Origin of the sequence: Streptomyces sp. NPDC048590, from assembly GCF_043199535.1 — a bacterium.
Taxonomy (GTDB): domain Bacteria; phylum Actinomycetota; class Actinomycetes; order Streptomycetales; family Streptomycetaceae; genus Streptomyces.
The window spans coordinates 201,405-219,072 of record NZ_JBICWC010000002.1 but is presented as its reverse complement, the minus strand read 5'-3'; the positions used below and the strand labels follow the sequence as shown (position 1 = coordinate 219,072).

Annotated in this window: 17 protein-coding genes; 11 read left to right on the top strand and 6 right to left on the bottom strand. The window is 70.2% G+C overall.

The genetic code is table 11. The annotated features are described in order from the left end of the window. Nucleotides 1-79 precede the first annotated feature (79 nt). Both ACGFNN_RS05475 and ACGFNN_RS05470 read right to left on the bottom strand, forming a co-directional pair. Nucleotides 80-853 (bottom strand): NAD(P)H-dependent oxidoreductase, encoded by a 774-nt coding sequence (locus ACGFNN_RS05475; protein ID WP_393553216.1) that lies wholly within the window; start codon nucleotides 851-853, stop codon nucleotides 80-82. 94 nt (nucleotides 854-947) lie between these two features. After that, entirely contained in the window at nucleotides 948-1,358 is a 411-nt protein-coding gene (locus ACGFNN_RS05470) for an FKBP-type peptidyl-prolyl cis-trans isomerase (protein WP_393553214.1), read from the bottom strand. 405 nt (nucleotides 1,359-1,763) lie between these two features. On the opposite strand from ACGFNN_RS05470, the gene ACGFNN_RS05465 reads away from it, so the two are divergent. Beyond that, nucleotides 1,764-2,585: a MerR family transcriptional regulator gene (locus ACGFNN_RS05465; protein WP_393553213.1), complete on the top strand. Its 822-nt coding sequence runs from the start codon at nucleotides 1,764-1,766 to the stop codon at nucleotides 2,583-2,585. Next, complete coding sequence (locus ACGFNN_RS05460) at nucleotides 2,582-2,725, top strand: hypothetical protein (RefSeq protein WP_393553211.1); 144 nt, start codon at nucleotides 2,582-2,584, stop codon at nucleotides 2,723-2,725. The genes ACGFNN_RS05465 and ACGFNN_RS05460 overlap by 4 nt, the downstream gene beginning before the upstream one ends. Nucleotides 2,726-2,935: 210 nt before the next feature. Here the strand turns inward: ACGFNN_RS05460 and ACGFNN_RS05455 are convergent, their stop codons facing one another. Beyond that, nucleotides 2,936-3,439, bottom strand: coding sequence for a hypothetical protein (locus ACGFNN_RS05455; protein ID WP_393553209.1), 504 nt, complete (start codon nucleotides 3,437-3,439; stop codon nucleotides 2,936-2,938). 20 nt (nucleotides 3,440-3,459) lie between these two features. After that, nucleotides 3,460-4,485: a LacI family DNA-binding transcriptional regulator gene (locus ACGFNN_RS05450; protein ID WP_393553207.1), complete on the bottom strand. Its 1,026-nt coding sequence runs from the start codon at nucleotides 4,483-4,485 to the stop codon at nucleotides 3,460-3,462. Nucleotides 4,486-4,652: 167 nt separating this feature from the next. Here ACGFNN_RS05450 and ACGFNN_RS05445 point away from each other — a divergent pair, with 167 nt between their 5' ends. The 4 genes from ACGFNN_RS05445 (at nucleotide 4,653) to ACGFNN_RS05430 (ending at nucleotide 9,571) form a co-directional block, all read left to right on the top strand. Next, nucleotides 4,653-5,981, top strand: a complete 1,329-nt coding sequence (locus ACGFNN_RS05445) for an extracellular solute-binding protein (protein WP_393553205.1) — start codon at nucleotides 4,653-4,655, stop codon at nucleotides 5,979-5,981. After that, a complete protein-coding gene (locus ACGFNN_RS05440) occupies nucleotides 5,978-6,979 on the top strand; it encodes a carbohydrate ABC transporter permease (protein ID WP_393553204.1) in 1,002 nt (333 codons plus the stop codon). The genes ACGFNN_RS05445 and ACGFNN_RS05440 overlap by 4 nt, the downstream gene beginning before the upstream one ends. After that, entirely contained in the window at nucleotides 6,976-7,824 is an 849-nt protein-coding gene (locus tag ACGFNN_RS05435) for a carbohydrate ABC transporter permease (protein ID WP_393553202.1), read from the top strand. The genes ACGFNN_RS05440 and ACGFNN_RS05435 overlap by 4 nt, the downstream gene beginning before the upstream one ends. A 73-nt stretch (nucleotides 7,825-7,897) precedes the next feature. Then, entirely contained in the window at nucleotides 7,898-9,571 is a 1,674-nt protein-coding gene (locus ACGFNN_RS05430) for a glycoside hydrolase family 13 protein (RefSeq protein WP_393553200.1), read from the top strand. Between the two features lie 74 nt (nucleotides 9,572-9,645). On the opposite strand, the gene ACGFNN_RS05425 is transcribed toward ACGFNN_RS05430, so the two are convergent. Further along, nucleotides 9,646-10,533 carry a carbon-nitrogen hydrolase family protein gene (locus ACGFNN_RS05425; RefSeq protein WP_393553198.1) on the bottom strand — a complete coding sequence of 296 codons (888 nt, stop codon included), beginning with the start codon at nucleotides 10,531-10,533 and terminating at the stop codon, nucleotides 9,646-9,648. A gap of 162 nt (nucleotides 10,534-10,695) precedes the next feature. Between ACGFNN_RS05425 and ACGFNN_RS05420 the strand changes: the two genes are divergently transcribed. The 3 genes from ACGFNN_RS05420 (at nucleotide 10,696) to ACGFNN_RS05410 (ending at nucleotide 14,610) form a co-directional block, all read left to right on the top strand. Continuing rightward, nucleotides 10,696-11,607, top strand: coding sequence for a LysR family transcriptional regulator (locus tag ACGFNN_RS05420; RefSeq protein WP_362554557.1), 912 nt, complete (start codon nucleotides 10,696-10,698; stop codon nucleotides 11,605-11,607). Nucleotides 11,608-11,725: 118 nt separating this feature from the next. Next, the gene (gene hisD, locus ACGFNN_RS05415; protein ID WP_393553196.1) at nucleotides 11,726-13,087 is read left to right on the top strand and encodes a histidinol dehydrogenase; all 1,362 of its coding nucleotides are present in this window, start codon (nucleotides 11,726-11,728) and stop codon (nucleotides 13,085-13,087) included. 116 nt (nucleotides 13,088-13,203) lie between these two features. Then, a complete protein-coding gene (locus tag ACGFNN_RS05410; RefSeq protein WP_393553194.1) occupies nucleotides 13,204-14,610 on the top strand; it encodes an amino acid permease in 1,407 nt (468 codons plus the stop codon). A gap of 5 nt (nucleotides 14,611-14,615) precedes the next feature. On the opposite strand, the gene ACGFNN_RS05405 is transcribed toward ACGFNN_RS05410, so the two are convergent. Beyond that, nucleotides 14,616-15,614, bottom strand: a complete 999-nt coding sequence (locus ACGFNN_RS05405) for a LacI family DNA-binding transcriptional regulator (protein WP_393553192.1) — start codon at nucleotides 15,612-15,614, stop codon at nucleotides 14,616-14,618. A gap of 185 nt (nucleotides 15,615-15,799) precedes the next feature. Here ACGFNN_RS05405 and ACGFNN_RS05400 point away from each other — a divergent pair, with 185 nt between their 5' ends. Both ACGFNN_RS05400 and ACGFNN_RS05395 read left to right on the top strand, forming a co-directional pair. Further along, complete coding sequence (locus tag ACGFNN_RS05400; RefSeq protein WP_393553190.1) at nucleotides 15,800-16,939, top strand: hypothetical protein; 1,140 nt, start codon at nucleotides 15,800-15,802, stop codon at nucleotides 16,937-16,939. Between the two features lie 5 nt (nucleotides 16,940-16,944). Further along, on the top strand, nucleotides 16,945-17,640 hold the full coding sequence (locus ACGFNN_RS05395; protein ID WP_393553188.1) for an alpha/beta fold hydrolase: 696 nt from the start codon (nucleotides 16,945-16,947) through the stop codon (nucleotides 17,638-17,640). Nucleotides 17,641-17,668 lie beyond the last annotated feature (28 nt).

Below are 17,668 nucleotides of genomic sequence, written 5' to 3'. Positions count from 1 at the left end.
TGCCGCCCCGCGTGCGCACTGAAAGGTGCGCGGCGGGCGGCACGACACCCGGCCGGTGCGGGTCTCCCACAGGTGTGCTTCAGAACTCGGTCCGGTAGTGGGCGGCGAATCCGCTGAGGTGGGCACCGACTTCGGGGCGCAGCACCAGGTTCTCGTCGTAGTCTCCGCCGTTCTGCCTGCGGAAGGGCAACGGCTCGGTCTGCGGGATTTCCCGCAGACGACGGCGCAGGGCGTCCGCGTGGAGGGTGAAGGTGGCGGCGTCCACGCGGTCCGCCCCGTGGACCAGCAGGGGTGGAAGGACCTCGATGCCCGCGTACCACAGGGTGCCGTGCTGCAAGGGGAAGAGCAGGTTGTTGAGTTCACCGTTGATGCCGCGCGGCCCCAGGCTCATCTCGCGGGCGCCCGCGCTGACGACGACCATGGCCCGCTTGCCGGCGAGCGCACCCTCGCCGTAGCGGAGCTGACGGCCCTGGGCGTCGTGGACGCCGAACGCGAATCCGGCGACGAAGACACGGTCGAACCAGCCCTTGAGGATGGCGGGCATGCCGTACCACCAGAGAGGGAACTGCACGATCAAGGTGTCGGCCCAGGACAGCTTCTCGTGCTCGGCGGTGATGTCGGGGGCCAGCGATCCCCGGTGGACGGCCTCCTTCCCCGCCCGGCCGACGATCAGGCGCTCGCCGCAGGCGTGGGAGAAGTCGTCGGCCGTCACGACCGGGTCGAAGTTCATCGCGTACAGGTCGCTCGTGCGCACCTGATGCCCCTGTTCCTCGAGGGACCGTACTCCTGCCCGGTGAAGAGAGCCGTTGAGGGAGCGGGGTTCGGGATGCGCGGTGAGCCACAGGACCTTCACCGTCGGTTCCTTTCTGCCGGGGTCGTGATCGTCCGCTCGTACCCGAAGGACCGTGGGACAGCCCGCACCAGGAAGGGGAGGGCAGCGGCTCGGTTCAGGCCGAGCGGGGATTCGCCCCGGCCGGCCCGCCGACCACGGTGAGCAGGTCGACGACGAAGATCAGCGTCGAGCCCGCCGGGATCAGCGAAGAGGGCGACTGTCTGCCGTAACCAAGACGCGGGGGGACGACGATCTCCCGCCGGCCGCCGGCCCTCATCCCCCTCACCCCCCGGTCCAGGCCCTTGATGGCCTTGCCGCCGCCCACGGCGAACTTGAACGGCCGGTCCTGCTCCCAGGAGGAGTCGAACTCCTTCCCGGACGCGAACGTGACTCCCACATAGTGCACCTGGACGACCCTGCCCGGCTGTGCCTCGGGACCGTCCCCGGCCACCAGGTCCCGAACCGTCAGCTCGGTGGGTGTGGCGCCTTCCGGAACCTCGACCTCGGGCTTTGCCAGTTCACTCATCACGATCCCATCCACTCGCCACCGAAACCCTGCCCCACGGGCAGCCGGAAGCATGACCACGCCATGCGGCAGAACCCACGTGACCTGCACCGGCCGCTGCCGGAGGGACACCGCCAGAGGCGGCTGCCGGGAGGTCGACCACCGACCGTCGAGACTGCGCGCCCACCGTACGAGCGATCTTGGTCAGCCCGGACAGCCCGGCCTCGTCCTCGACCTGGGATTCCGATTCCGATTCACCTGAACTTTCAGCCTATGTCAGCAGCCGAAGGTCACCCATGCGTGCCCCTGTCACACAGCGGCGCCTCACATGACCGGTGCCTGAACTACCGTCGGCGCGGTCGTCACGTGTCGCGTGAGACACCTGTTGACTCTCACACCGTGTCAGGCGCTGAACTCGGAGACATCATGTTCACCATCGGAGACTTCGCCCGGCACGGCCGCGTCTCGGTCCGGATGCTGCGCCACTACGACGCGACCGGCCTGCTGCGCCCGGCCCATGTCGACCCCGCCACCGGCTACCGCTCCTACACGGCAGCCCAACTCACCCGCCTCAACCGCGTCATCGCGCTCAAGGAACTCGGTCTCACCCTCCAGCAGGTCCGGCAGATCCTGGACGAGGAGATCACCACCGAGGAACTGCGCGCCATGCTGCGGCTGCGGCGGACCGAACTGGAGGCGGGCATGGCGGCGGCTGCCGCACGGCTCGTCCAGGTCGAGGCGAGGCTCCGTTCGATCGAGAGCGAGGGGCACATGCCCACGAACGACGTCGTCATCAAGAGCCTCCCCGCGATCCGGGTGGCGGAGCTGACCGCCACCGCCGCGAGCTTCGAACCCGTAGACATCAGTCCTGTCATCGGACCGCTCTACGAGGAGCTCTTCCGGCGCCTGAAGACCGCCGGCATCACACCCTCGGGCCCGGGGGTCGCCTACTACGAGGACGCCCCGGAGGGCGGCGGCCGCATCAGCGTCCACGCGGCCGTCGAGGTTGCCGCACCTCTCCAGGACGGCACCTTCCAGGTACGCGACCTGCCACCCGTCGAACGAGCCGCGACGATCATGCACCACGGCTCGATGGACGCGGTGCTGCCCACAGCCCAGACCCTGGCCCGCTGGATCGACGGCAACGGCTACCGTTCCACCGCGTACCCGCGAGAGATCAGCCTGGAGTGCCCGCCGAACCAGGACGAGTGGGTGACCGAACTTCAGGCCCCGGTCGTCACGCCATGACGCCCCCGGACAGGGCGGAGAATCGGCGGCTCACCGGCCGCGTCCTCGCCGAGACCTCGGACCTGGCCGATCTCTGGCCGGGTCTGGGGCCCAGGGAGTTGCTCGACGGCTCGGGGGACCTGGACCCGGTGGAGGAGTAGCGCACCGAGGTCACTCAGCAGGTCGGAGTGGGCAAGAAGGACGGCCCACGACGAGCGGCTGAAAGCTGTTCGCCCGAGCCTGTGCGTCCAGGACCGGCTCGTCACCGGCCTCCGAGCCCGTTTCCCCGAACCCGTGCGTAGCCGCCGAGCGGTACCGATGCGTCAGGTACCGGTACCGCCCGGCGAGTGCGTGCTCCCCTGCCTTGGAGGTCAGACGAGCTCGGAGAAGAGCGGCTTCAGAGCGGGCCAGCGCTCGGCCGTCGCGAAGACCGGAATGGTGCCGAGGGGTGCCTCGCGGACGACTTCCTGGCCACCCGCGACCGTCTCGCCCGTCCACACGTCGACCCAGTCCGTACCGACGGGAAGGTAAACGGTGCGGTGCGTGGCGCCCTGCTCGGTTACCGGGGCGACGAGCAGCGCCGAGCCGAGCCGGAAGTGGTCCTGGTGGTCCCAGATCCGTACGTCGTCGGTGTGGTCGAAGAACAGTCCGCGCATCAGCGGCTTGTTCTCGGCCAGGCCCGCCTTGGTCTCCTCCGCCAGGTACGGAACGAGCCGTTCGCGCAGCTTGGTGTAGCGGCGGAAGGTGTCGAGGACGGCCGGGTCGCCGGAACGGTCCGCGATGTTCCACGGAGTGCGGTCCCGCAGCGGCAGGCGGTGGTGGTTGAGCCGGCCCCCGGCTGCGGGGCCCCGGGCCTGGAGGGCGCAACCGCCCAACAGCCACCCGTGCAGGAGTGCTACGGCTGCGGGGCGGGCCCCGTGCTACCCCGCGGCACGAGTTCCACCGGGAGCACGACATGGCGTTGCCTGTCCGCCCTCGGGTCCTGGATCACGGCGTTCGCCAATTGGGCTGCGACGACCCCCAGCCGGCGGGCCGGCTGGGCCATGGTGGACAGGTCCCAGGCCCCAGCCATGGCGTGGTCGTCGAAGCCGAGCACGGATATCCGGTGCGGCACCGTCATGTTCGCGCCTCGCAGCACGGTCAGCAGCCGGAATGCGATGTCGTCGGTTTCGGCGAAGATCGCCGTCGGGGGCTCCGGGAGGGACATCAGGCGCCCGACCGCTGCGTCCAGGCTCGGCCCCTGCCACTGTGCGACCTGCCTGACCAGATCGTCGTCGCGGCTCACCCCGGCGCCCGCAAGGGCCGACCGATAGCCCTCGAGACGGGCACGACTGCTCCAGGCGAAACCGGAATCGTCTGCGGGCTCGATGTAGGCGATCCGTCGATGCCCCAGGTTGAGCAGGTGCCGGGTGCCGCGCAGGGCGGCCTCCGCGTCGTCCACGTACACGCTCGCCCGTCCCTCCTCGTGCTGGCTGACGAACACCAAGGGCATCCCCAAGCCGTCCAGACGCTCCCGCTCCTGAGGGGAGAGCGCGAAGCTGACCACGAGCAGTGCGTCGGCGTTGCGGCGGGCGGGCAGGCGGTCGAAGAACTGGGCGCGCTGTTCGGCGGTGGTGACGCTGTACACGAGCATGTCCAGCCCCACGGCGTTCAGTTCGGGTGCGAGGCCGGCGAGCACGGCGCCCAGGAACCAGGATTCAAGGTTCGGCACGAGGACGGCGACTCTGCCGGTCCGCCCGGTGACCAGGCTCGAGGCGCTGCGGGAGATCGCGAACGACAGCTCCCGGGCCGCCTGTTCGACGCGCGCACGGGTCTGCGGGGACACCGTCGACAGACCGCGCAGGGTGCGCGAGACGGTCGAGGGCGACACTCCGGCCCGGTGCGCGACATCCGCCAGCGTGGCACCCCGTTCTCCAGTCATGGACGGGACGCTAACACAGCGATCACACCGCGCCGAGTGCACCGATGGCATCGCTGTCATCAGAACACCTCCCTGTTTACATGCATCGAAACCATTGACACTCCATCTCGGCGATCTTTAACGTGCTAGCGCTGTCATTCGGCAGCGCAAAAGGGGAGGAGCATGCCATGGCCCTGCACCGCAGAAGCCTGCTGGCGGGCATCGGGAGCGCCGTCGCTGCGGGCCTGTTGGCCGGCTGCGGAGGGCGGGATCTCGACGATCTGCTGACGCAGGCCGCCACCGCGTCGAAGAAGCCCGCCAGGCTGACGTGGTGGGTCTCCGAGATCCCCTCACGCCGGGGAGCGGTGGTCGCGGACCTGATAATTCAGGCCTTCGAGCATCGTCACCCCCACCTGCGAGTCTCGAAGATCAACGCACTGTCCACCTCAGACGGCAACCGCAGCGCCATCGCCACCCAACTCGCCGCGGGCTCCCCCCAGCCCGACGTCTACCTGGGTGACACCACCTGGCCCGCCCAGTTCGGCCACTCTTCGCTCGCCCTACCTGTGGACAAGCTGCTGCCTGACGGGTTCTGGGATGCCTATCCGTCCGCCCTCCGGAGCGGTTCCACCTACCGGGACGCGGCGTACGCGGTGCCGTTCTTCCTCGACAGCACCTACCTCTACTACCGCAAGGACCTCCTGGCCAAGCACGGTCTGCGGGTACCCCGCAGCTGGGAGGAACTGCTGCGCACCTCGCAGACGGTACAGCGGGCAGGGGACACGGACGCCGGATTCCTGTGGCAGGCGGCCGTGACCGAGTCACTGACCGCGAACGTCACGGAGTTCCTCGCGGACGCGGGGGCCGCCGTCCTGGACGACCGGGGCCGGGCAGCGCTGCACGGTGCGGGGGCGGAGCGGGCGTTCTCCCTGATGGCGGAGTTCACCAGGAGTGGTGTGACACCCCGGACCGTGACGACCTACCAGGAGTCACACTCCCAGGACGCCTTCGTGAACGGCCGCGGCCTGTTCCTGCGCAACTGGTCCTACGCCTGGGTGAACGCGGCCGCTCCCAAGGTCTCACGCGTCGCGGGCAAGGTGGGTGTCGTACCGCGTCCGGGCTTCGAAGGCACGGGCCGCAACGGTGTCTCCTGCGCCGGCGGCTGGAGCAACTTCGTCAATCCCAGTTCGCGGGAGCTCGGCGCCGCCATGACGTTCGCCCGGTTCTGCGCAGGCGAGGAGGTGCAGCGGCTGCTCGCCCGGGAAGCCGGTGTCATCCCCGCCATGACCTCGGCGCTGACGGGACGCGAGGCCCGTGCGGCGGGCGATCCCACCGTGCTGCGAGCCGCCGAACTGCACCTCGTCTCCCGACCCGTACAGACCCCGCACTATCCGCAGGTCAGCAAAGCGCTCTACATACCGGCCAACGCCGTCGTCGGCGGCGACCTCTCCCCCGCGGCCGGGGTCCGGGCTGCCCAGGCGGGCCTGCGTACCGCACTGGAAGGAAGTGCGCTGTGAGTTCCACGCTCCAGTCGAAGACGATGACGGCGAGAAGCTGGGGCGCGCGCCCCAGCGGGCCGAACGCCGGGCCCGGCCGTCGGAGCGGACCGGCGGAACCACCCCGGTCCGCCTCACGCCGCCGCCGTCGAACCGGGTGGTTCTTCGCCTCCCCGGCCCTGTTGCTCGTCGCCGTGGTGACGGTCTTCCCGGTGATCTTCTCTCTGGTCCTCTCCTTCACCGACGTCCGCCTCGAGTACGGCGGAATACACATCGGCTCTCCGACGCTCGTGCACTACGAGGCGCTGCTGGGCAACCCCGAGTGGTACCGGGCGCTGGGCTTCACGCTCGGCTTCACGGTCGTCTCGGTCCTGCTCGAACTCGTCCTCGGTACTCTCGTGGCGCTGGTTCTGGAGCGGCTCGGCGCCGCCCGCGGCTGGCTCATCGCCCTTCTCCTGCTGCCCTGGGCCCTGATCAACGTCGTCGCCGCCCAACTGTGGTCGTACCTCTTCAACGGGACGTACGGGGCCGTGACCTGGCTTTTCGATCAGGTGCTCGGCACCCAGCCGGACATCCTGGGCCGGCCCGCGCCGGCCATCGCCGCGATGGTGGCCGTCGACGTCTGGAAGACCACTCCTTTCGTGGCGATCGTCGTGCTGGCGGGGCTGATGCTGATCCCCGCCGAGGTGTACGAGGCGGCAGAGCTCGACGGAGCCGGCACGTGGACCACGTTCTGGCGGGTCACGCTGCCGCAGCTGAAGCCGATCGTGGCCATCGCGGTGCTCTTCCGGATCCTGCAGGCGTTCGGCATCTTCGACCTGCCGTTCGTCCTGACCCAGGGCGGGCCGGGCACGGCCACCCAGTCGGTGGCGATGCTCGGATACCGCGTCCTCTTCCAGGACCTCGACTTCGGCGGGGGCGCCGCCGTCGCCGTGTCCACCGCGGCCATCGTCATGGCCTGCTGTCTGTTGTTCCTGCGCGTATTCCGCGCCCAGGCCGATGAGGAGGTCCAGGGATGAGCCGCCACACCCCGCGCTCCGGCGTTCGCCGGTACGTCAACGTCGTCAACGCCGGAGGTCTCCTGATCGCCGCGTGCGCCACGGTTCCACTGCTGTGGATGGTGTCCGCCTCCTTCAAGGGACCCGGCGAGATCAGCGCGACACCACCGACGCTGCTGCCCAAGGCACCGACGCTCGACAACTACACGACCGCGTTCGTGCGCAACGGTATCGGCCACTACTTCCTCAACAGCGTCGTCGTCGCCTGCGTCTCGACGACCCTGATCCTGTCCATGGCCTTTCTCGCCGGATACGCCCTCGCCCGGTTCGGGCTGCGCGGGCGGGGCGCGATCATGACGGCGCTGCTGATGCTGTCGGTGTTCCCTCCGATCGCGCTGCTCGTCCCGCTCTTCCTGATGGAGCGCCAGGCCGGACTGCTCAACAGCTATCCCGGTCTGGTCATCCCGTACGTGGCCCTGAACCTGCCGTTCGCGATCTGGATCATGCGCAACTACCTCAGCAAGATCCCGCGTGAGCTGGAGGAGGCCGCCGCGGTCGACGGAGCCGGGGCACTGCGCACCGCGCTGACGGTGATCCTGCCCCTCGCCCGTCCCGGCCTGTTCACCGCCGGAGTGTTCGCCTTCACCGCGACCTGGTCGGAGTTCCTGCTGGCACTCACCTTCAACGGCGTCGATGACCGGCGCACCGTCTCCGTGGGCATCGCTCTGTTCACCAGCCAGTACCAGGTCCCCTACGGAGTGATCTTCGCCGGCGCGATGGTGGCCACCGTGCCGATCGCCCTCCTGGTCCTGATCTTCCGCAAGTCCGTCGTCTCCGGAATGACCACGGGCGCGGTCAAGGGCTGACCAGCCCGCCCCCATGACACGCCTGCCCGCCCCCGACCCGGGGCGGGCACCGCACCATCCGAAAGGCCCTCACATGCCCCAGCGTCCCCTCTCCGTCGGCACCACCGCCGACGCCGACTGGTGGCGGCAGGCCGTCGTCTACCAGATCTACCCGCGCAGCTTCGCCGACGCCGACGGTGACGGCATCGGCGACATCCGGGGCGTCACCTCCCGCCTCCCCTACCTCGCCGACCTCGGGGTGGACGCCGTCTGGCTGAGCCCGTTCTACCCGTCCGAGCTGGCCGACGGAGGGTACGACGTCGCCGACTACCGTGATGTCGACCCGCGGCTCGGGACCCTGGACGACTTCGACGAGATGGTCACCGAGGCCGACCGTCTGGGTCTGAGAATCATGGTGGACATCGTCCCCAACCACTCCTCCGACCAGCACGTCTGGTTCCAGGAGGCGCTCTCCGCGGCACCTGGCTCGTCCGCCCGCGCACGCTACGTGTTCCGCGACGGCCGCGGTCGGCACGGCGAACTCCCCCCCACCGACTGGCCGTCCAGCTTCGGCGGCCCCGCCTGGACGCGGGTCCCCGACGGCCAGTGGTACCTCCACCTCTACGCGCCCGAGCAACCCGACTTCAACTGGGACAACCCCGAGGTCCGAGAGGACTTCCACACCACGCTGCGGTTCTGGTCGGACCGTGGGGTCGCCGGCTTCCGTGTCGACGTCGCCCACGGGCTCTCCAAGGACCTGGCGGAACCGTTGCGCGACCTCGGCCACGCCCTCAGCTACCAGCCGGACGCGCTGCCCGTCGACGGCAGCCACCCGCTGTGGGACCGCGACGCGGTGCACGACATCTACCGCGGCTGGCGGCGGGTGTTCGACGAGTACCAGCCGCCGCGATTCGCGGTCGCGGAGGCGTGGGTCCGCTCCTCGCGGCGTGCCCCGTACGCCTCCGCGGACGAGCTGGGCCAGGCGTTCAACTTCGATTTCCTCAACACGCCCCTGTGTGGGGGGGCGATGCGGGACACCATCGACACCGCGTTGGCCCACGCGCGCGAGGCCGGGGCCACCAGCACCTGGGTGCTGTCCAACCACGACGTGGTGCGCCACCCCTCGCGTTACGCACTGCCCGCCGGCGTCGGCAAGTCCGGTGTGGAGGCGTGGCTCATGGCCGGTGGACGGGAGCCTGCGGCCGACCTGAACCTGGGTCTGCGCAAGGCGCGCGCCGCGACTCTGCTGATGCTTGCGCTGCCCGGTTCCGCCTACGTCTACCAGGGAGAGGAACTGGGCCTGCCGGAGGTGGCCGACCTTCGCACCGAAGACCTCCAGGATCCGATCTGGGTACGCAGCGGGGGACGGGTCAAGGGCCGTGACGGCTGCCGGGTTCCGTTGCCGTGGACCCGCGAGGGGGCGAACCACGGCTTCGGCGCCGGCGGTTCCTGGCTGCCGCAGCCCGCGGGCTGGGGCTCGTACGCCGCCGACGTCCAGGCCGGTGACAAGGAGTCCGTCCTCGAGCTGTACCGCGCCGCCCTGCGTCTGCGCCGCGACCTGGTGACGGACGAGGCCTTGGAATGGGCAGGCACGGACGCGGACACGGAGCGGGGTCTGCTGCACTTCACCCGCGGCGGCGGCTGGCACGTCCTGGCCAACCTCTCCGACGCGCCCGTCGCGCTTCCTGAGGGCACCGTCCTGCTCTCGTCCGAAGCGCTGTCCCAGGACCGGCTGCCGGCTTGGACGACCGTCTGGACGCACGCCTAGACCGGGTCGCTGATCAGCGCACCGGGGGTGCCGACCGGGTGGGTCCCGGCCGGCACCCCCGGTGTTTCGCCGCCCTACCGCGCCTCGGAGGGGAGCCCCTGCCGCCAGCGTGCCGAGTCGATCCGGCCTCCGTACAGGGGGAGTTCGATCGCGGCCTGACCCACGAGGAAGGGGTCCCAGACCCTGGTGAGCCCCGCGGTGCCGTGGGTGCGCACCCGACGGGCCTCGCCGAGGTCCAGGACGTCCGTGACGATCTGCTGCGTGGCGGACCCCGCTTCGGCGCGCACCCGGCCCTCGGGGTCGATCACGATGCTGCGGCCGACCCCGTCCGGTTGCGCGGCATTGACGCTGGCCATGGCGACCTGGTTCACGATCGCGTTGGCCCGCGCCAGCACCAGCTCCTGGGCGCGGTCGACGGTCGGTGTGCGCACCAGGTTCAGGACCAGGTCGGCACCTTGCCACGCCAGGTGCCGGGTGACCTCGGGGAACCAGGCGTCATAGCAAATGGACAGCCCCACGCGCCCGTACCCGTCCATGTCGAAGACCACGAACTCCGATCCTGGCGCGGTCGTTTCGTAGGGCAGCCAGGGGAAGACCTTGCGGTACCAGGCGACGCGTTCGCCCTCGGGCGAGTACACGGGGGCCGTGTTGTAGATCCGGCCGTCGTCCCCGCGCTCGTAGACGCTGCCCGGCACGAGCCACACGCCGGTGTCGCGTGCGAGCCCGGCGAGGCGGGTGCCACGGGGTCCGTCCAGCGGCTCCGCGGCCGCCGTCATGACCGTACCGGGGTCCTCGTCCGGCCGGTGACCGCACAGGTGCAGCTCCGGGTAGACCAGAAGCCGGGCTCCCGGGTGAGCGCGTGTCGTACGGCGCACGTCTGCCTCGAACGCGTCGAGTGCGCCGTCGTCGGCGTGATGGTGAGCGGCCGACTGGACGAGACAGATCGACAGGGGGCTGGTCATCGGCGGGAGGGCCTTCCGGGCTCGGGCGGTGTACGGGTGAGCCCGGACGAGCCAATCACCTCGGAGACCACGGGACAAGTCCTCCATTTCCTGCGGCAAGCACAGGATTAACCTGTGGTATCGATCGAAGTCACATCCGGCACTCGGAGCAAGGCGGATCACATGACCCTCAACCAGCTGAAGGCCTTCGTGGAAGCGGAGCGGCTCGGCTCGTTCACCGCCGCCGCGCGGGCAATGGACATCGCGCAGGCATCCGCCTCGGAACTGGTACGCCGACTGGAGGCGGAGCTCGACGCGGAGCTGTTCGTTCGGGGCAGCCGCACGCTCACCCTGACCTCGGCCGGACAGGAGCTGCTGCCCTACGCCCGGCAGTCCGTGGACGCCGCCGACAGCGGCACGCGTGCCGTGCACTCCCTCGGTTCGCTGGGCGGCGGAACGGCCACCTTCGGCGTCCTGCGTAATGCCGACTACTACTTGCTCTCCGATCTGGTCCAGCTCTTCCACGCCCGCTACCCCTCGGTGCGGGTGCGGCTCGTGGGACAGAACTCCGCGGAGACCGCGGCCGCCGTGGCGGCGGGTCACATCGAGGCCGGCCTCGTCGTACTCCCCATCGACGACGAGGATCTCCAGGTGACCCCGTTGCTGCGCGACGAGGTGTACTTCGTCAGCGCGCGCGAGGAGCGCGTCCGGACACCCCTGACCATCGACGACTTCGCGAGGGCACCCCTGGTCCTGTACGACGCCCACTACGGCTGGCAGGACCCGACACGGCGGCAGCTCGCGGAGCGCGCCCAGTTCGCCGGGGTCCGCATCGACCCGCTGATCGAGCTCGAACACGTCGAGTCCGCACTGAAACTGGTGGCGAGCGGGGTCGGCGACACCATCGCCAGCCGCGCGGTGGTCGACAGCCCCGCCTTTCCCGCTGGGCTGCACACGGCACCCTTCGCGGACCCCCTGTATGACACCATCGCGCTGGTGCGGCGCCGGGGGCACCCGCTTTCGCGCGCCACGCGCGAACTCGTCCGCATCGCCGAGGACACCCTGCGCGAGATCCGCGTCGCGCGCAGCCTCTGACGGCCCGCCCTCGTGGCGGCCTCCGGGCGGCTCGACCCTCAGGCACAGGAAAACCCTGTAGCTCAGACAGGACTCGCCCCTCTAGTCCTGTGACATGGATCCATCTAGCGTCCTCGCCATGCAGATCACGCACGACGAAGCACAGGCCCTCCCTCCCCTCAAGTGGCTCAAGAAGCCGTCCGTCGACGGCCCGCCCGCCCAGCGCGACCCCAAGGTCGTCGAGCGCGTCTCCGAGATGCTCAAGGAGATCGAGCGCAAGGGCATGGACGCCGTCCGCGCCTACGCCCAGGAGTTGGACGGCTGGTCCGGCGATCTCGAGGTATCCGCGGCGGAGCTGAAGAAGTCGGGGGACACGCTGCCTCCGGACGTCCGCACCGCCCTGGAAATGGGCTACGAGCGCACCCACCGGTTCGCCGCGGCGCAGCGCGAGCACCTGACGGACTTCGAGATCGAACTCGCCCCCGGTGTGCGGGGCGGCCAGCGGTACGTGCCGGTCTCCCGCGTCGGCGCCTACCTCCCGGCCGGCCGGTTCCCGCTGCTCGCCAGCGCGTTCATGACGGTCAACGTCGCGAAGACGGCGGGCGTCCCGACGGTGGTGGCCTGCACCCCGCCGTCGGGTGAGCACGGCGCCCACCCGGCGGTGCTGTATGGCGCCTACCTCTCCCGCGCCGACCGGGTGTTCGCACTCGGGGGCGTCCAGGCGCTGGGCGCGATGGCGTTCGGGCTGCTCGGTGAGGCTCCGGTGGACATGCTGGTCGGCGCCGGCAACGCGTTCGTGACCGAGGCCAAGCGCCAGCTGTTCGGCCAGGTCGGCATCGACCTGCTGGCCGGCCCCTCCGAGGTCGCGGTCATCGCCGACGGGTCCGCCGACCCGGAGTGGGTGGCGGCGGACCTGCTGGGGCAGGCCGAGCACGGCCCCAACTCCCCCGCCGCGCTGATCACCACGTCCGAGGAGACGGGACACGCCGTCATCGCCGAGATGGAGCGCCAGCTCGCCTCCCTCACCACCCGCGACATCGCCGGTCCGGCGTGGCGCGACTTCGGTTCCGTCATCGTGGTGGAGGACCGGGACGCCGCTGTCGCGGTGGCGGACGTCATCGCGCCGGAGCACCTCGAGATCCACACCGAGGACGACGACTTCTACCTGGAGAACCTCTCCAACTACGGATCGCTGTTCATCGGCCGGTGGTCCACCGTCGCATACTCCGACAAGGGCATCGCGGGGACCAATCACGTACTGCCGACCGGCAAGACCGCGCGCTACAACGCCGGCCTCTCGGTCTCGCGCTTCCTCAAGCCGCTGACGTACCAGCGCGCCGCGAAGGAGGGCACGGCGCAGCTCGCCCCGGCCGTGGAGCGGATCTCCGCCTTCGAGGGTCTCGCGGCCCACGGCGCGACCGCGACGCTGCGCATCGACAGGATCGGCCGCACCTCCGGCGCGTTCGACGCCGTACCCGCCGCGCTGCGCGAGCAGCTCTGACAGCCGCCTCACCGCCGGGCCGGGGACAGCGGAGCCGTCCCTGGCCCGGCCTCTCGCGGGCCTGCGCCTCGTCCGGGCGCGGCTCCCCCTCGTACGCGAGCGAAGGATCCTCATCCATGCAACCCCCCTCGTCCGAGCAGGTACCCGCCACCGGAGCCACGCTCACCCAGGGCCTGAAGGGCCGCCAGATCACCATGATCTCCATCGGAGGTGTGATCGGCGCCGGCCTCTTCGTCGGCTCTTCGGCCGCAGTCGCCTCGGCCGGCCCGGCCGTGATCATCTCGTTCCTCCTGGCCGCCGCCCTGGTCGTGCTCGTCATGCAGATGCTGGGCGAGATGGCCGTCGCCAACCCCGACACGGGGTCGTTCTCCACCTACGCCGACCGGGCGCTCGGCCGCTGGGCGGGCTTCTCCATCGGCTGGCTGTACTGGTGGTTCTACATCCTCGTCATCCCGATCGAGGCGATCGCGGCCGGGGAGGTCGTATCGGGGCTGACCTCGGTCCCCAGCTGGATTCCGGCACTTGCCGTGATCCTTCTGCTCACGGGCAGCAATCTGCTGGCGGTGCGCAACTACGGCGAGTTCGAGTACTGGTTCTCGCTGATCAAGGTCGTCGCGATCGTGGCCTTCCTCGTCCTCGGGGTACTGGCCGTGCTCGGGCTGCTGCCCGCGTCCGACACCCACGGGGTGTCGAACCTGTGGAGTCACGGCGGCTTCGCCCCCAAAGGTGTCACGGCGGTCCTGGCCGGCCTCCTCACCGCCATGTTCAGCTTCCAGGGAAGCGAGATCGTCACGATCGCGGCGGCGGAGTCCGAGGAGCCTCGCAAGAACATCAAGAAGGCGATCCGCGCGGTGGTCTGGCGTCTGGGCCTCTTCTACATCGGCTCGATCCTCGTCGTGGTCTGTCTCGTGCCCTGGAACGCCGACGATCTGGCTGCAGGTTCCTATCAGGCCGTCCTGGACCGGATGAATATTCCCGGCGCCGCGCGGATCATGGACGTGGTGCTCGTCGTCGCGGTGTGCAGCTGCCTGAACTCCGCGGTCTACACGGCCTCACGGATGCTCTTCTCGCTGGCCGGGCGGGGTGACGCCCCTGCCGCCTTCGCCCGGACCTCGCCCCACGGGGTGCCCCGCAACGCGGTGCTCGCCTCCACGGTGGTCGGGATCGCCGCGGTGATCGCCGACTATCTGCTGCCCGAGGTGTTCTCCTACCTCATCGCCTCCAGCGGGGCGATCGCGCTGATGATGTACATGGTCATCGCTCTGACCCAGTACGCGGTGCGCCGCAAGGGCGGCCGGCCGGCCGAGGTGCGCATGTGGGGCTTCCCCTATCTGACGCTCGCCACGATCGTCTTCATCGCCGGGGTGCTGGTGCTGATGGCCGTACTGCCCGGGCACCGGCTGGAGCTGTGGCTCTCGCTCGGACTCGCGGCCGTCCTGGCCGTCGTGGGCGTGGTGCGCCAACGGCGTCTCGGGGAATCCCGCACCGACGCCGCACCCGTGGGCGTGGCCTCCCGGTCGTGACCGGTTCAGCGGGCCGCTGAGTGAGTGGCCCTCGGGACGAACTCGGTCGGCAGGACGAGGCGTTCACCGGCCGAGTCGACCTCTCCGCCGATGCGACGCACCAGCAACCGGGCTGCCTGGCAGGCGAGTTCTCGCAGATCGTGCCGGACGGTGGTCAGCCGGAACACCTCCCACGCCGCCATCGGCAGATCGTCGAAGCCGATGACCGTGAGATCGTCGGGGACCTTGACGCCCGCCGCCAGCGCGGCGTTGAGGACGCCGATGGCGACCACGTCGTTGCCGCAGAACACGGCGGTGGGCGGTTCGGCCGCCGCCAGCAGGGCGGGCAGCGCCGCGTAGCCGGTCTCGTACTCGAACGGTCCGCGAACCACCCGGTCCTCCGGCAGTCCGATGCCCGCGTCGGCGAGCGCCAGCCGGAAGCCCAGTTCACGCTCGCGGCCGGTCGTGGTGTTGGGCGCGCCGAAGACGCCCGCGATCCGGCGGTGGCCGAGCGCGACGAGCTCCCTGGCGACCAGGCGTCCACCGCCCTCGTTGTCGACGACCGAGGCGAAGTCGCCCGGCCGGCCGGTGTCCCGGTTCAGGAAGACAAAAGGCACTCCGCGCCGCTCCAGCAGTGCGGGCAGGTGCGAGTCGGTGGTGGCCGTGGCGAGGACGACGCCGTCCAGTGACTGGTCCAGAAGGCGCTCCTCGGCGACGGCCTCGTCGGAGCGCTCCGTGAGCAGCATCATCCGGTAGCCCAGCTGCTGCAGTTCGTCGTGGAGCGGGGCGACGACGTGCGGGTAGAACGGGTTCGTCACATCGGTCACGATGACACCGATGCGTCGGGTTGCCCTGGTCGACAAGGTGCGGCCCGCTTCGCTCGGGACGTAGTTGAGCGCCTCAGCGGCCCGCCTGACCTTCTCACGCGTGGCAAGGGACACGCGGGGGTCGTCGCGCAGAGCGCGGGAGACCGTGGGCTGCGAGACACCTGCGAGCCTCGCCACGTCGTGACTGGTGATCGCCAACACTCTCTCCTCGTCGACACCGCGTGCGGCCGGGACCGGTCCCGCGAGCACTCTCAGTATACGTATGCCTCACGTCGCGCACCTCTCGACCGGGTGCCGTGAAATCGGCTTTCACTCTTGACAAGTCGCACCACAGAGGCCTGTCATAGCAATGCATACGTATTCCAACACTTCAGGGAGTCCTCATGCCCGATGTCGTCGTGTCCACCTCCGAGCTGGAGCAGCGCACGGTACGCCGGAGCGACTTCGTCTCCTGCAACCAGGCTTTCATCGACTGCCGCACACCCGGATCGGACCGGAAGGAGAACTACGCCATGATCGGTCCGGGCGTCTCGCAGTCCTCCGGTCAGCACGTCAACCTCCGGCTGCCGCACGGCTACAACATCGGCGCCGCGGCGATGCCGCACGGCATCACCAACAACCTGCACCTGCACTACACCGCCGAGGTGTTCGTCTGCACCGACGGCGAGTACCTGCTGCGCTGGGGCGCCGACGGCAGCGAGGGCGAACTTCCGCTCAAGGCCGGCGACATCGTGTCCGTGCCCACGTGGATCTTCCGTGGTTTCACCAACACCGGTCCGGACGACGGCTGGCTGTTCACCGTCCTGGGCATGGACGACACCGGGGGCATCATCTGGGGCCCGTCCGTCCTGCGCGAGGCGGAGCGGCACGGTCTGTACCTCACCGCCGACAACGAACTGGTCGACACGGTCGCCGGGGACACCCTCCCGGCGGAGTCCGAGCTGATCACACCGATGGCGCAGGAGAGCATCGACCGGCTCCGCCACTACAGCGCGGAGCAGATGCGCCGCCGGGTCGCCGCGGCAGACGATCTCGTGTGGTCGCGGCGCCCCTTCCTGGACAGCGCCCTGCCCGGCGGCGGAGCGCGGCTGAGCTGCGTCATCGGCTACGGCATGACCGAGGACCCGCACCAGGAGCCGAGGGTGTTCAACCCCCACGGTCACAACCTCGCCTGGCTGCGCGCCGAGTCCGGCCAGGGAATGTCGGCCCACCGCCAGCACGAGACCCAGACCCTGATCGTCAAGGACGGTCTGTGGGAGGTCACCCTCAACCGCACCGACCCGGTCTCCGTACGCCTGGGCCCGCGCGACATGCTGTCGGTGCCGCAGGACGCCTGGCGCACCCTGCGCAACGTCGGCGACCAGGAGGGAGACCTGCTGGTGGTCAACTCCGGTGACGGCCGGGTCCGTCTCGAATGGGACGACGAGGTCCTCAAGGCCGCCGCAGACGCGGGTCTGGGCGTGGACCACAACGGGTACGTCGCCCCCTACGCGCTGCTGCCCCGCTCCGCGCGCCGCTGGTGACCGGCGTGCCGCTGCCCCTGGTCGTGGTACCCGGCATGCTCTGCGACGCGAGCCTCTGGGCGGATGTGACGTTTCCCGCGGGCCACACCGTCCATCACGTCGCACTGCGGCGCCCGGACATCACCGAGCTCGCCGACGACGTTCTGGACGCGACGGAAGGCCCCTTCGTACTCGTCGGCCTCAGCCTGGGCGCCATAGCCGGATTCGAGGCGCTGCGCCGGGCCCCGGAGCGCGTGGCCGGGCTGTGCGTGATGGCGACGAACGCCGCCGGGCCCCGCCCGGAACAGCACGCCGCCTGGCGTGAGCTCGACTCCCTCGTCGCGGCCGGCCGGTTCCCGGACGTGGTGGAGCACACGCTGCCGGACATGTTCCCCGACCGGCACCCCTCCTCTGCGGGCGCCGAGCGCTACCGCCGCATGGCACAGTCCGTGGGGCCCTCCGCGGCACGCGCCCAGCTCGCCGCCCAGACCACCCGGCAGGACGCGTTCGCGGCGCTCCGCACCGCGCGGTGCCCCTCCGTCGTCCTCGCGGGCGGCCGGGACACGCTGTGCCCGCCGGCCTTCCACCACTCCATCGCCGGCGCCCTGCCGAACGCCCGCGTCCTCGAACTGCCCGACGCCGGGCACCTGGTGCCCTGGCAGCGTCCCGACGCCGTGTCCGCCGCACTGCACGAGGTGGCCGCTGCGGCCACCGCCCGGTGACCTCGGCCCCACCTCGCAGAATCCCGCA

Bases quoted from the DNA above. Each gene is read 5' to 3' on its own strand.
- ACGFNN_RS05470 (WP_393553214.1), bottom strand. From the start codon at position 1,358: ATGAGTGAACTGGCAAAGCCCGAGGTCGAGGTTCCGGAAGGCGCCACA.
- ACGFNN_RS05465 (WP_393553213.1), top strand. From the start codon at position 1,764: ATGTTCACCATCGGAGACTTCGCCCGGCACGGCCGCGTCTCGGTCCGG.
- ACGFNN_RS05460 (WP_393553211.1), top strand. From the start codon at position 2,582: ATGACGCCCCCGGACAGGGCGGAGAATCGGCGGCTCACCGGCCGCGTC.
- ACGFNN_RS05450 (WP_393553207.1), bottom strand. From the start codon at position 4,485: ATGACTGGAGAACGGGGTGCCACGCTGGCGGATGTCGCGCACCGGGCC.
- ACGFNN_RS05445 (WP_393553205.1), top strand. From the start codon at position 4,653: ATGGCCCTGCACCGCAGAAGCCTGCTGGCGGGCATCGGGAGCGCCGTC.
- ACGFNN_RS05435 (WP_393553202.1), top strand. From the start codon at position 6,976: ATGAGCCGCCACACCCCGCGCTCCGGCGTTCGCCGGTACGTCAACGTC.
- ACGFNN_RS05430 (WP_393553200.1), top strand. From the start codon at position 7,898: ATGCCCCAGCGTCCCCTCTCCGTCGGCACCACCGCCGACGCCGACTGG.
- ACGFNN_RS05425 (WP_393553198.1), bottom strand. From the start codon at position 10,533: ATGACCAGCCCCCTGTCGATCTGTCTCGTCCAGTCGGCCGCTCACCAT.
- ACGFNN_RS05420 (WP_362554557.1), top strand. From the start codon at position 10,696: ATGACCCTCAACCAGCTGAAGGCCTTCGTGGAAGCGGAGCGGCTCGGC.
- hisD (WP_393553196.1), top strand. From the start codon at position 11,726: ATGCAGATCACGCACGACGAAGCACAGGCCCTCCCTCCCCTCAAGTGG.
- ACGFNN_RS05410 (WP_393553194.1), top strand. From the start codon at position 13,204: ATGCAACCCCCCTCGTCCGAGCAGGTACCCGCCACCGGAGCCACGCTC.
- ACGFNN_RS05400 (WP_393553190.1), top strand. From the start codon at position 15,800: ATGCCCGATGTCGTCGTGTCCACCTCCGAGCTGGAGCAGCGCACGGTA.